The organism is Streptomyces sp. CA-179760 (assembly GCF_050937045.1).
In the GTDB taxonomy this organism is placed as follows: Bacteria; Actinomycetota; Actinomycetes; order Streptomycetales; family Streptomycetaceae; genus Streptomyces.
The window spans coordinates 9,068,331-9,080,958 of the sequence record NZ_JBNJLZ010000001.1 but is presented as its reverse complement, the minus strand read 5'-3'; the positions used below and the strand labels follow the sequence as shown (position 1 = coordinate 9,080,958).

10 protein-coding genes are annotated in these 12,628 nt (G+C 71.3%); 5 read left to right on the top strand and 5 right to left on the bottom strand.

The features are described 5' to 3' along the window. Window positions 1-657 (top strand): nucleoside/nucleotide kinase family protein, encoded by a 657-nt coding sequence (locus tag ACQEV8_RS41100; protein ID WP_432973364.1) that lies wholly within the window; start codon window positions 1-3, stop codon window positions 655-657. A 2-nt stretch (window positions 658-659) separates the two neighbouring features. Beyond that, window positions 660-1,259 (top strand): hypothetical protein, encoded by a 600-nt coding sequence (locus ACQEV8_RS41095; protein ID WP_432971629.1) that lies wholly within the window; start codon window positions 660-662, stop codon window positions 1,257-1,259. Between the two features lie 24 nt (window positions 1,260-1,283). On the opposite strand, the gene ACQEV8_RS41090 is transcribed toward ACQEV8_RS41095, so the two are convergent. The 5 genes from ACQEV8_RS41090 to ACQEV8_RS41070 all read right to left on the bottom strand — a co-directional run bounded on the left by ACQEV8_RS41090 (window position 1,284) and on the right by ACQEV8_RS41070 (window position 7,659). Continuing rightward, window positions 1,284-3,002 (bottom strand): hypothetical protein, encoded by a 1,719-nt coding sequence (locus ACQEV8_RS41090; RefSeq protein ID WP_432971626.1) that lies wholly within the window; start codon window positions 3,000-3,002, stop codon window positions 1,284-1,286. Between the two features lie 2 nt (window positions 3,003-3,004). Beyond that, window positions 3,005-3,907: a carbohydrate ABC transporter permease gene (locus ACQEV8_RS41085; RefSeq protein WP_432971623.1), complete on the bottom strand. Its 903-nt coding sequence runs from the start codon at window positions 3,905-3,907 to the stop codon at window positions 3,005-3,007. Continuing rightward, window positions 3,904-4,815, bottom strand: a complete 912-nt coding sequence (locus tag ACQEV8_RS41080; protein ID WP_432971620.1) for a carbohydrate ABC transporter permease — start codon at window positions 4,813-4,815, stop codon at window positions 3,904-3,906. The genes ACQEV8_RS41085 and ACQEV8_RS41080 overlap by 4 nt, the downstream gene beginning before the upstream one ends. A gap of 125 nt (window positions 4,816-4,940) precedes the next feature. After that, complete coding sequence (locus tag ACQEV8_RS41075) at window positions 4,941-6,263, bottom strand: extracellular solute-binding protein (RefSeq protein WP_432971617.1); 1,323 nt, start codon at window positions 6,261-6,263, stop codon at window positions 4,941-4,943. A 274-nt stretch (window positions 6,264-6,537) separates the two neighbouring features. Next, on the bottom strand, window positions 6,538-7,659 hold the full coding sequence (locus ACQEV8_RS41070) for an ROK family protein (RefSeq protein WP_432971614.1): 1,122 nt from the start codon (window positions 7,657-7,659) through the stop codon (window positions 6,538-6,540). 238 nt (window positions 7,660-7,897) lie between these two features. Here ACQEV8_RS41070 and ACQEV8_RS41065 point away from each other — a divergent pair, with 238 nt between their 5' ends. The 3 genes from ACQEV8_RS41065 to ACQEV8_RS41055 all read left to right on the top strand — a co-directional run bounded on the left by ACQEV8_RS41065 (window position 7,898) and on the right by ACQEV8_RS41055 (window position 12,628). Next, window positions 7,898-8,797, top strand: coding sequence for an N-acetylglucosamine kinase (locus ACQEV8_RS41065; protein ID WP_432971611.1), 900 nt, complete (start codon window positions 7,898-7,900; stop codon window positions 8,795-8,797). Between the two features lie 201 nt (window positions 8,798-8,998). Next, on the top strand, window positions 8,999-10,915 hold the full coding sequence (locus tag ACQEV8_RS41060) for a phosphatase PAP2 family protein (RefSeq protein WP_432971608.1): 1,917 nt from the start codon (window positions 8,999-9,001) through the stop codon (window positions 10,913-10,915). A 36-nt stretch (window positions 10,916-10,951) separates the two neighbouring features. Continuing rightward, complete coding sequence (locus tag ACQEV8_RS41055; RefSeq protein WP_432971605.1) at window positions 10,952-12,628, top strand: ArnT family glycosyltransferase; 1,677 nt, start codon at window positions 10,952-10,954, stop codon at window positions 12,626-12,628.

The following is a 12,628-nucleotide window of genomic DNA, read 5'->3' as shown; positions in this document are numbered from 1 at the left end:
GTGCCGCTCACCTTCGACGACCTCGTCCACCGCGCCCGCGCCCTCTCCCGGGGCGGCCGGCGCGCGATCCTCGGCATCGCCGGCAGCCCCGGCGCGGGCAAGTCGACCCTCTCCGAGCACCTGGTGCGGGAACTGAACGGATCCGGTCGACCCTGGGTCGCGCACGTCCCCATGGACGGCTTCCACCTCGCCGACGCGGAACTGGAGCGGCTCGGCCGCAGGGACCGCAAGGGCGCCCCCGACACGTTCGACGCGGCCGGGTACGCGGCCCTTCTGGGGCGGCTGCGGGAGGAGACGGACGACGAGGTGGTGTACGCACCCGGCTTCGAGCGCGTCCTGGAGCAGCCGCTCGCGGGGGCGGTCCCGGTGCCGCCGACGGCCCGGCTCGTCGTCACCGAGGGCAATTACCTGCTCCTGGACACCGGCGCCTGGGCCCGGGTCCGCCACCGGCTCGACGAGGTGTGGTTCTGCGAACTCCCCGAGCGGGAGCGCGTCCACCGGCTCGTGGCCCGTCACGAGCAGTTCGGCAAGACCTACGAGGAGGCGATCGCGTGGGTGTCGCGCTCGGACCAGCCCAACGCCGAGCTGGTCGCCACGACCCGGGGACGGGCCGACCTCGTCGTGCCGGCGTCGGCGCTGCCGCGTGTGGAGACCTGACCATGGGCTTGGACATCACGGTGCTGGCGGTCGACTGGGAGCGGCTCCAGCGGGCGCCGTCCGGGGAGCGGTACACCCTCCTCGAGGATGCCGCGCTGCCGGAGGACGAGCTCGACTGGGGCGCGGAGCCGCAGCGGGGATGGGTGTGGCCCGCCGCGTCGCATGTCCCGTGGTGCGGCCGGTACGAATTCCACAGCACCCCCGGCTCCTACAAGCCCCACTTCTGGGCGGGGCAGGCCTGGGACGACGTACGGGAGTATGCCGCCCCGGGAACGCGCGAGCACCTGGACGCGTTCCTGCGGGACCTGATCTGGGACACCGAGGACATCTCCGTCCCGGGGCTGTTCCCCACGGACACCGACCCCTGGCACTCCCGGCTGCTCCTCGCCTGCCCGCCCGCGACCGTGTCCGCACTGGCCGGGCACTGGGCACGCGCCGAGCCCCTGCTGGAGGGCCTGCGCGTGCCCTACGGCACGCATGCCGCGTGCCCGGGGCGGTGGATCGAGGACTTCGACGAGTTCTCGGTGCTGCTGCGGGAGTGGGGCGTGGTGGTGACCGAGACCGGACGACGCGGGTGGGGCCTGGTCGGCCTGCCCTTGTGATGCCCGGGCCGGCTCACGCAGGAGTCACCCGCCAGGTGCGGGCCGGCGGGCGCGCAGTGTGAGGGTCAGGGTGTGCGGGCCGAGTCCACCGATGTAGACGCGGTTCCCGGTCGTCGCGTCGGTGCCGCCCACCACGGTGTAGTCCTGCCCCGGGTCGTACCGCAGTACGTCGCTCCGGTCCGGCCCGGCCAGCGGTTCGCCCGCCTCGACGTCGGCCTCGACCCGGATCTCGTCGTCACCGGCCCGGTAGGTCATCGGCCCGGTCGTCAGGCACCAGCGTCCGTCGCCGACCGGTACGGCGCCCTCCGGCACTCCACCCGGCCGGAAGGTCAGTTCGAGAGCCCAGGGCACCCGCGGTCCGCTGATGTCGATCCGCAGGTCGGCACCGTCGTCCCTCAGGTCCACCTCGACGCGGGTCGTGTGGGAGACCTCGTCCCGGGGCCGGTCAGGGAAGGCCATCGAGGCCGAGAAGCGTCCGTCGTCCACCAGCCGGTAGACGCCGTCGTCCCGCCTCTCGCCCTTCTGGAGCGGCTGGTAGTAGGCGGCGGTGAGGGTTTCGGTGAGCCGGTACCGGTTGTCGGCGAGCTGCTCCACGCCGGCGGCGCGGAACGGGCCCAGGTCGAAGAACCCCCGGGAGAGACGGACCGCGTCGAGGACCGCGTCACCGGCGAACAGGCGCAGGAAGGTGGGATCGCAGGCGAGGCCCGAGCGGATGCGCCGGTGCTCGGGCACGTCGGAGCCGCCGTACACCACCGTGTGCGCGGTGGCCGAGGCGCGTGCGGCGAGGCGCGCGGTGGCGATGTACCGAGCACGCGGGAGTGTCTCCGCCACCGGTGCCGGCAGGGCGCGGCACAGATCCGGGGTGAGGAGGGTCTCGGCCAGGAGGTCGGGGTCGTCGATGCCTCCGGCGGCCGCCAGCCGCGCCGCCCGGCTGAAGTCGCCCCGGCCGGTGCGGATCGCGAGCAGCCGGTAGTGCGGCAGGTAGGGCGCCAGCGGGAACGGGTGCTTCTGGTCCTGCCGTCGCGACAGGACGGTCTCCACCGTGCCGTCCGGCCTGATGAGGTCCAGGGTGGTGGCGAGATTGTGTTCGACGGCGTCCCGCAGGTCGGTGCGGCCGAGTACGTCGGCCAGCAGCAGCAGCGACGGGTTGGACACGTGGGCCGCGTAGTTGGCGCTCCGCTCCGAGTACAGGCCCTCCACGTCGATGTCGACGCCTTCTGAGAGCCACTGCTCGATGCGGGCGAGCAGCCGGTCGTCGGGGAACGAACGGTGCAGCCGGGCCAGCGCCGCGGACAGCTCCCAGCGGTGGTTCGGGGTGTGCACCCCACCGGTCAGGAGACTGTCGGAGGCGGCGCCGGCGATCTCGGCGAGCGCCGCCGTCACCTCGCGCAGTTCCGGCCCCGCGCCCGCGGCGAGGACGTGCGCGTCGCACACGTCGTTGACGGTGAAGGCGGAGTCCGGCGGTGACTGCACGTTGTCACCGCCGGCGAAGAGGCCGGTGGGTGTCTGCGTGGCCCGGAGGGCGCGGAGGTGGGTCATCGCCGCGGCGACGGCCTGTCCGCTGCGGTGCAGTGCCGAGTCCGGGGACCGGTACGCCGCGACGAGGGTCTTCACCCGGCGCGCCAGAGCGCGGTGGGGCAGGCCGGCGGGTTCCTCGTCGGGGTCGGCCGCCAGCGGGACGGCCAGCCGGTCGGCGGCGCCGGCCGCCGACCGGACGAACTCGTGGTCGAGCGGGACGGTCAAGGTCAGTCCTTCAGTCCGGCGTTGATGTCGGCGCCCATGACGTAGCGCTGGAAGACCAGGAAGACGGCGATCAGCGGGATCATGGAGATGACCGATGCGCCGAGCAGGACCGACCAGTTGATGTTCTGCGCGCCGACGATGCTCTGGATACCGATCTGCACGGTGAACTTGTTGGGGTCGTTGAGCATCAGCAGCGGCCAGATGTAGTCGTTCCACCGCCACTGGAAGGACAGGATGGCCAGGGTCAGCATGATGGGCCGGGAGAGCGGCACCATGATCCGCAGGAAGATCGACAGTTCCTTGGCACCGTCGATGCGCGCTGCTTCCACGAGTTCGTCGGGAACCGTCAGGAAGAACTGACGGAACATGAAGCATCCGGTCGCGGTGAGCACGGCCGGGAGGATGATGCCGGCGAACGAGTTGTAGAGGCCGAGGTCGCGGACCACCAGGAACTCCGGGGCGAGCATGACCTCGGACGGCAGCATCGTGGTGGCCAGGATGCAGAGGAAGAAGACCTTGAGCCACTTGTTGTCGTACTTGGCCAGCGCGTACCCGGTACAGCAGCTGACGCCCACCGTGAGGATCGTCGTGATCACGCACACGATGGTCGTGTTGATGAAGTACTGGGAGAAGTTGGCGCTGCTCCACGCTGCCTTGAAACCCGACAGGGTGGGGTTGTGCGGAACCAGCGTCAGCGGATAGGAGAACAGGTCGCTGGCCGGCTTGAGGGAGCTGAGGATGAACCACAGCACCGGCAACCCGTACAGGCACGCCAGGATCCACAGCAGTGTCGTCGCGGACACCGCCTGCCGGAGCCCACCGGTGGCCGCTCCGCGGGGCCGCTTCTTGGAGACGGCCCGTCCGGAACCGGCGTCGGCCGGGCGTGGGATGTCTGTGGTTGTCATCGGTTCTCCACCCGCCGGTTGACGATCAGCTGGATGATCGCGACGGCCATCAGGATGAGCATGAGCACGAACGACGCGGCGCTCGCGTAGCCGATCTGGCCCCGTTTGAAGCCGGTCTCATAGATGTACTGGACCATCAGGTTGTTCGACGTTCCGGGTCCGCCGTTGTTGAGGGCGACGAACACCGGGTATTCCTTCATCGCGTTGATCGTGTTGAGCAGGATGACGATGAACGAGGTGGGCGCGATGCTCGGCAGCGTGATGTGGAAGAACTGACGCCAAGGGCCGGCACCGTCGAGCGAGGCGGCCTCGTAGTACGACACCGGTACGTTCTTGATCGCCGCGATGAACAGCAGCATCGAGAAGCCCGTCCAGGCCCAGGACGCCGCCATCACCACCACCAGCAGCGACAGGTCGGCGTTCGACTGCCAGGGAACGGCGTGCCCGCCGAGCTCGTGGATGAGGTAGTTGACCAGTCCGAAGTTCTCACCGAACAGCCACCGCCACAGGACACCCACGACGATGGGCGACAGCAGCCACGGGATGAAGAAGATGACGCGGGCGACCGAGGCGCCCTTGGCGTGCTTGCTCACCACGACATTGGCGATGAGCAGCGAGAACACGAAGTTCAGCGGGACGAAGAGCACGGCGTACAGCAGCGTCCGGGTCAGCGCGTCGTAGAAGGTGGAGTCCCCGAACAGGTTGCTGTAGTTGTCCAGTCCGACGAACTGGAACACACCTACGCCCGTGTAGTTCGTGAAGGAGTAGACGAGCCCGATCACCGCCGGCCAGACGAAGAACAGCGCGAAGAGCACGACATTGGCCGCGATGAGGACGAGCGGCGCAAGGGTGTACTTACTACGTCTCCTGGGCGGGCTCGCGGACACGTCCGGGGCGCGTTTGGTCATCTTCCTGACTCCGTGCTGGTGGAAATGGGTTCCGGTGGGCTCAGGGCTGTGAGCCCGGCATCACGTGAGGCCCGAGGCCGGGCGGCGGTGTCTCGACCCCGCCGCCCGGGCCTGCCGGCCTGCGCTCAGCCGCCGACCTGCTGGTTGTAGACGTCCACGATGTTCTGCAGGGCCTTGTCGGACGACTGCTGGCCGTTGATCGCCTTGCCGAGCTCCGTCTTGGTCGGGTCCTCGGGGAGGCTCTTGCCCTTCAGCACCCACTTCGTCTGCGCGGTGTTGAAGTAGCCGGAGATCGGGGCGTAGAGCGGGATCGACTCGTTGTAGAGCTTGAACGCCGCCTGCGCCGCCTCGGACTTGAAGGGGTACTTCGGGTTCAGACCGCTCTCGACCGGCAGGAACCCGGACGTCTCGCACAGCGCCTGGTAGTGGGCCGGCTCGTACAGCCAGGACAGGAACTTCTTCGCGGCGTCGGCCGCGGCGGCGTTGTTGTTGAAGCCCACCGTCATGCCGCCGCTGTTGACGTCGCTGGCCTGCACCGGCTGGGCGGGGGTCGGGACGCTCGCCCAGTCGAACTTCTTGATGCTCTCCGCGAAGGCGGGCACCTGCCACACGCCGGACCAGTAGGCGACCACGTCACCGCTCTGGAACATGGCCGACGGGTCGGCGCCGCTGGTCCACACCGACTTCGGCATGGTCTTGTCGTCGTTCCATCCGACGAAGGTCTTCACGGCCTTCTTGGTCGCCGCGTCCACCGAGAACTTGCCGGAGGAGTCCGCGTGGACGTACTTCCCGCCCTTCTCGTACACCATGGCGCGGAGCCGGGAGGGCGACTGGTCGAATGTGAGGGAGTACTTGGCGCCGGTCTTCTCGCGGACCTCGTCCGCCGCCTTGATGAAGTCGGTCCAGGTCCAGGTCTTCTGGGGCGAGGTCGGGAAGGAGACGCCGGCCTTCTTGAAGAGCGTCTTGTTGATGAACATGCCGGACGCGGTGACGTCCGAGGGGATGGACAGCACCTTCCCGGACGAGTCCTTGGCGAGGAAGTTGGCGTTGATCTTGTTGCTCTTCTTGTTGGCGATGGAGCCGAGGTCGATCAGCTTGTTCGCCCAGATCGGGTCCAGCGCCGGCACGGCCGCCACGTCGGGCAGGGAGTTAGCCTGCGCGGCGTTGTGCAGCTTCGTCGGATAGCCGTCGTAGGGGATGTTGACGAGGTTGACCTTGACGCCGGTTTCCTTCTTGTACTGCGCCACCATCTTCTTCCAGCCCGCGTCCTGCCCCGGAACCGTGGAGATCCAGAACGTCAGCGACTTGGAGGTCCCGCCCGAGTCGGACCCCGACCCGCAGGCGGAGAGCAGAAGGGCACCCGCCGTGGCCACGGCAGCGAGGGGAACAACGCGACGTATGCCGCCGCGGCCGAGCCGGCGCGAGCGCCGCACACCCAGACTGGTCATCTTCAATCCCTTTTCGTCGTAGCGGAAGAAGCACGGCGCCAGCCGAGGCGGCACGGGTGCATTTTGCAGGAAATTTCGCTTTCCGGGGGCACGGCCTCGCCCGGCCGCGTCGCCTTGACGGGTGGGGTCCCCGGCCATGACGGCCGACGTCGCACAAGCACGCCCTCGTGCGACTGCCGTACTTCGCGTACGGACGGGAGGCTCACCCGGAGTCGGCGTCCCGGCCGACTCAGAAAGCGCTTGTCCGGACATTGGCAGACCGATGGCGCAGCCGTCAATGCTTCGCCAGCACCGCTCCGGTCACGGTTTGAATTCCATGGGCGACCGCCAGCTTCCCGGCGCCCGCCACCGTGCCGGTGTCCCCCACCACGCTGCTGACCACCTCGGTGGGCCAGCTCAGCCGGGCCAGCTCGGCCCGCACACCGGGCAGGAGCTGCGGATCCGCGCCGGTGGCGCCGCCCAGCACGATCAGTCCGGGGTCCATGACGGCGACGACAGCGGCGGCGAGCCGGCCCACGTCGGCGGCGTGCGCGTCGAGGACGGCGCGGGCCCTGGCATGCCCCTGCCCGGAGAGGGCGAGGAGCCGCTCGGCGGTGCGCGGGCGGGGGCCGTCGGTGTCCTGCCAGGTCTCGGCCGCCCGGCGGAGCAGGGTACGCGAACCCATGCGCTGCTCCAGGCCTTCGTGGTGCGGGGCACGGCTGTCGTCCCAGGGGTAGGGCAGCCGGGCCACCTCGCCGGCTGCGCCGTTCGCACCGCGCAGGACCCGGCCGCCGATGACGACGGCGAGACCGATGCCGACGCCGATGCGCAGATAGCCGAAGGTGTCGCGGCCCACGGCGGCGCCCTCGTGCAGTTCGGCGAGGGCGGCGCAGTTGACGTTGTTCTCCAGGTGGACGGGCACGCCCTCGGGCAGGGCGACGGCCATGGCGTCGAAGACGGGTCCGGCCTTGGCGGTCGCTGGGCGTTCCCCGGCGCCCTCCCCGTCGCGCGTGGTGACGTCACCGACGGCGACGACGACGGCCCGCAGCGGGGCGCCGGCGGGCAGTGCGTCGAGGACCTCGCGGACGGTGCCGGCGGCCTCCGGGCGGGAGCCCGTGCCCTCGGCGAGCAGGGTGCCGTCCAGGGCGCAGCCGCGTACCCGGGTCCTGGCCGGGCCCAGGTCGACGGCCAGCACGGCACCGGCGGCGGGGCCGAGCCGGTAGACGGCGGCGCTGCGGCCGGTGCCGCCGGAGGCCCGCCCGGAGTGGGCGGCGAGCTCGAGGGCCTCGAGCTCGGCCACGGCGGAGGAGACGGTCGGCTTGGAAAGGCCCGCACCTGCCGCCAGCTGGGGGCGGGTGGCCGTGCCCGCCTCGGCCAGTACGTCGAACACCACACGGGCACTCTCACTCAGGTGCATGGTCTCCCCAGGTCGTGCTGCGGCCTTGCCGGCCGTCCGCAGGGTCGCGCGGCATCGGGAAATCCGTGCCTCTTGACGCACCCTACTTCGTTAGTTAACTTCCTAACGAAGTTCACGGTACTCGCCTGCCGTGCTCCGCAGAAGCCCGTCCCGGGGCTTCCGTACCTCTTCAACTGCCGTGGTCCGACGGGTAGTTCGCCTGCGTCCGCCGTGACCGCGCAACGACGAAAGAGGACCCGTGCAGGACTCCACGCCTTACGCGGTCGGTATCGACGTGGGCGGCACCAAGACGCAGCTGCGTGCCCTCTCGGGCGGCGACCGCGTCGTCGACCTCGTCCGCAGCAGTACGGGCTGGCGACCGCACGACCCCGGGGCCGCCGCCGGCCGGCTGGCCGCTCTGATCCACGACGCCCTGCCGGCCGGCGCATCCCCGTCCGCCGTCGCCGTGGGCGGTCACGCCTGCGAGACACCACGCCAGTGCGAAGCGATCCGGGCCGCGCTCCATGAGCGGCTGGGGGTGCCCGTCCTGGTCGTGGGCGATGCCGAGCTGCTCGTCCCCGCCGCGGGACTGGACAAGGGCGTCGGCCTGGTCGCCGGTACCGGTTCGGTCGCGGTGGGGCGGTTGCCCGACGGCGGTCCGGTCCAGGTCGGCGGCTGGGGTGCCGTACTGGGCGACGAGGGCGGCGCGGCCGGGCTCGTCCGCGAGGCCGCACGGGCCGTCTGGGCGGCGCACGACCGCGGTGAGGCACCCGACGCACTGGCCGCCGGGCTGATCACCGCCTTCGAGGTGGCCGAGGTGCCCGCGCTCGGCGCGGCGCTGGAGGCCGCCTCGGACGTCTCCGCCGAGTGGGGCCGGCACTCCCCCGTGGTGTTCGCCGCGGCCGAGGCGGGCTCGCCGCTGGCCCGGGCCGTGATCGCCGAGGGCGGCCGGGCGCTCGCCTCGCTCGTCGTACGGCTCGCCCGGCGCGGGGTCACGGTGGACGACGTGGTGGTGGCGGGCGGCATGGTGCTCGCCCAGCCCGCGCTGTACACGGCGTTCGTCTCCGCGCTCACCGAAGTCCTGCCCGGGGCCCGGCCGCACCCCCTGCGTGTGCCACCGGTCGAGGGCGCCGTGGCGCTGGCCCGTTCACTCCTGTGAGCCGGACGGCCGCCGTTCACGTACCGGACACCGGCCCGTGGCCGTTCCCTCTCCGAAGGGTCACAACACGGCCGTAGATCTTCGCTCGTACGCAACAGGTGCCACAGAAATCGCCAGAGGCACCCCGAGTCGCACAGCCTGCATCCCCTCCCGGCCGCACGGCCGAAGCACCCGTCGCAAAACTCCAGAGAGGCGCACCCCATGCCGTCATCAGCCGGGCACCGCAGCACCGCAACCGTCGACAGACGGGGCTTCCTCAAGACCTCCCTCGGGGCCTCGGCGGGCCTGCTCGCCGCCCCGGCCTTCGCCACGTGGCTCACCGCCGCCGACGCGAAGGCCGCCACCGGCCCCGCCGCGTTCGTCGACGACTACAAGTCGAACGTCACGACGAACCTGACCCCCGAGACCAACGCGGTCGTCCGGATCCTGGGCGGCATGTCGAAGGTGTGGAAGACCGGCGGCGCCTGGGACACCGGCCGGGTTCTGGACCGCGAGGTGCTGCGCGCCAACATGCGCTACTGCGCCCGGATCACGACGGCCCGCACCGAGGCCCAGGCCAAGGAGGCCTTCCTCTACGACCGCCAGCACCAGAGCTACGCCATGATCGCCGGTCTTGGTCCGCTCGCCGAGCTGTACAAGGCGGGCGCCAGGGCCGTCACGTCGATCACCGGCGCCCCGGACGGCACTCCCGCCGGCAAGATCAACGATGCCGTGCCCGCCGACGCCCCGGCCGGATCCGCGCTCGGCGCGGGCTCCTACGACTCGGAGCTCGGCAAGGTGGCAAAGCTGGTCGACACGGTGCGCGGGCCGTTCGCCTCGGGCAACCCGGGCAAGTTCGCCTTCCAGTACCCGCGTCCGTGGCGGATGAACGAGGACAGCGAGGTCGTCGACACCGGGAAGAAGGACGCCCTCGGCTACCCGGTGTACGACTCGGAGGTCGTCGTCGCCACGCAGCTGCTGCGCCAGCGCTCCGAGGACCCCAAAGAGGACGGCGGTTTCCCGAGCGGCCACACCAACGCCTTCCACCTGGCCGGACTGGCCTACGCGTACGCGGTGCCCGAGCGGTTCCAGGAGCTCGTGACGCGTGCCTTCGAGCTGAGCCACACCAGGATCATGTCGGGCATGCACTCCACCGTCGACGTCCTCGGCGGCCGGATCATGGCCACCGCCCTGACCGCCGCGACGCTGGCCGACCCGGCGAACGCGGAGCTCAAGGCGGCGGCCCGCGCCCAGGCCCTCGCCTACTTCACGCAGCAGACGGGCACGACGCCGGACACGCTGTACACCCACGCGCACGCGGACGCCGGTGACGCGTACGCCGACCGCGAGGCCAACGCCCGTGCGGTCGAGCCCCGGTTGACGTACGTCCTGCCGCGCCGCGGCCGCAAGGACCCGCTCACCGTGCCGAAGGGCGCGGAGGTCCTGCTGGAGACGCGGCTGCCCTACCTGGACGCGGCCCAGCGGCGCGAGGTGCTGCGGACGACGGCGCTGCCCTCCGGGTACGTCCTGCTGGACGGCTTCGAGCAGTGGGGGCGGCTGAACCTGTTCGCCGCGGCGGACGGGTACGGCTCCTTCGACCGCGACGTCACCGTGACGCTGGACGCCGCCGCCGGCGGTTTCCACGCGGCCGACAGCTGGCGCAACGACATCGAGGGCGACGGCGGGCTGACCAAGCGCGGCACCGGCACGCTCACCCTCACGGGCCACAACCGCTACCACGGCGGGACGGTCGTCGAGAACGGCGTGCTGGTCGCCGCGTCCCCCAACGCCCTCGGCGAGGGCGATGTCCGGGTCACCGGCGGCACGCTCCGCGCTGACAAGGTGCTGCGGGTGCGCGGCTCCTACGTCCAGGAGGGCGAGTCGACGCTGGAGCTGCTGCTCCGCAAGAACCACGGCCCGGCGCTCACGGTGAGCCGGCGGGTCCTGCTGGGCCGGGGCAGCGTGCTGTCGCTGCGGCTCGACACCGAGCGCCCGCCGGCCGCGGGGACGACCGTCCCGGTGCTGTCCGCTCCAGGACTGCGCGGCGGGTTCGCCCGCGTCGAGCTGGTCTCCGACACGCTGCGGGCCGTACCCGTGCACACGTCGGAGGGCCTGTCGGTACGACTCGTGCGGCGGTGACACCGTGCGCGGCGGGGGCTGATGCAGAGTGGGTCCATGAGGGACCTCCGGATCGCTCCCGCCGTTCCCCGGCCGGTGTCGCTCTCTCCCCCGGCACCGGCGGGGGCCGCGCGGCGGCCCGGCCGCCGGTGGTGGGTGCCGCTCCTGGTGGTCGTGCTGCTCGCGCAGATGGCCTTCGCGATGGTCACGACCGCCGTGCGGCAGACCCCGGCCATCGACGAACCGGTGTACGTGGGCACGGCCGCCGAGTACACGCACGAGCACCGGCTGCGCCACAACCCCGAGCATCCGCCACTCGGCAAGCTGGTCATCGGCGTCGGGGTGGCCCTCGCGGATCCGCACATCGACCCCTCCTTCACCGAAGACCAGGGCAGGCTGGGACGGCACCTGCTCTACGAGTCGGGCAACGACCCGTGGCGGCTGATGCTGTGGGCCCGTCTCCCCGTGATCGCGCTGACGCTGCTGTTCGGCCTGGTCGTGTTCGCCTTCGCCCGTGAAGTGGCCGGGACGGCAGGGGCGTCGACCGCCCTCGCGTTGTACTGCTTCTCCCCCGACGTCATCGCCCACGGCTCACTCGCCACGCTCGACGTGCCGGCCGCGGGGTTCGTGCTGACGTCGGCGTGGCTGCTGTGGCGGGCCCGCCGCGGACCCCGGCTGTACGTACCGCTCGCCGGGATGGCGCTGGGGGCGGCCCTGGCGACGAAGATAAGCACGCTCCCTGCCGTGCCGGTACTGATGGCGCTGGGCGCCGTATCGGTGTGGCACGCGTCGGCGGGCGGCCGGGCCCGGCTTCTGCCGCGGGCGGTGGCGGGCGCGGCTGTGGTGGCCCTGGCCGCGGTCGCGGTCGTGTGGGCCACGTATCTGATGGTCGATCCGCGACTGCGGTGGGCTCCCGAGCAGCATGTGCCGCACGTGCGGGGGCTGCGGGGGCTGCTGGTCGATCTGCTGCCGTTCCCGGAGGCGTACCGGGACGGGATGCGGATCCAGTTCGGCCTGGAGAACCGGCCGTGGCAGGGCTTTCTGTTCGGCCGGCTGTACTCGGGCTCGCTCTGGTACTACCTGCCGGCCGCGCTGCTGGTGAAGACGCCGCTGGGGATGCTCGCGCTGTGGCTCGCCGGGTCCGTCGTCGTGGTCGCGGTACGCCGGCTGCGGCCGGCCGCGCCGTATGTACTGGCCGCGCCTGTGGTGCTGCTGGCTGCGGCCACCCAGGGGGCACGGGATCTCGGTACGCGGTACGCCGTGTTCCTGCCGCTGTTTCTCGCCGTGGCCGCCGGGGGCCTTCTGCTGGTGCGGCGGCGGTGGGTTGCCGGTGTCGTGGGGGTGCTGGTGGTGTTCGTCGCCGTCAGTTCGCTGCGTACGTACCCCTATTACCTGCCGTACTCCAACGAGGCGTTCGGGGGGCCGGGCCGGACCCGGGAGCGGTTGCACGACTCCAACGTGGACTGGGGGCAGGACCTCGGGCGGCTCGCCGAGCGGTTGCGGGAGCGGTATCCGGATGAGCGGGTGTGGCTGGTGTACAAGGGCAGCGGGGTGCCGGCTGCGTACGGCATCGAGGCCGAGGATCCGCGTGGGGTGCGCGGCGGTGATGTGCGGGGGCTGCTGGTGGTGTCGGACTCGGCAGCCGCGAAGGCGACGGGGCGGCTGGCCGGGTTGATCGGCAGCAGCCGCCCCGTTGACGACGTCGGGCACTCGATCACGATCTATCGCCGTTGA

Excerpts from the sequence above, each read along its gene's own strand:
- ACQEV8_RS41070 (WP_432971614.1), bottom strand. The coding sequence starts at position 7,659 with ATGCACCTGAGTGAGAGTGCCCGTGTGGTGTTCGACGTACTGGCCGAG.
- ACQEV8_RS41095 (WP_432971629.1), top strand. The coding sequence starts at position 660 with ATGGGCTTGGACATCACGGTGCTGGCGGTCGACTGGGAGCGGCTCCAG.
- ACQEV8_RS41080 (WP_432971620.1), bottom strand. The coding sequence starts at position 4,815 with ATGACCAAACGCGCCCCGGACGTGTCCGCGAGCCCGCCCAGGAGACGT.
- ACQEV8_RS41075 (WP_432971617.1), bottom strand. The coding sequence starts at position 6,263 with ATGACCAGTCTGGGTGTGCGGCGCTCGCGCCGGCTCGGCCGCGGCGGC.
- ACQEV8_RS41085 (WP_432971623.1), bottom strand. The coding sequence starts at position 3,907 with ATGACAACCACAGACATCCCACGCCCGGCCGACGCCGGTTCCGGACGG.
- ACQEV8_RS41055 (WP_432971605.1), top strand. The coding sequence starts at position 10,952 with ATGAGGGACCTCCGGATCGCTCCCGCCGTTCCCCGGCCGGTGTCGCTC.
- ACQEV8_RS41060 (WP_432971608.1), top strand. The coding sequence starts at position 8,999 with ATGCCGTCATCAGCCGGGCACCGCAGCACCGCAACCGTCGACAGACGG.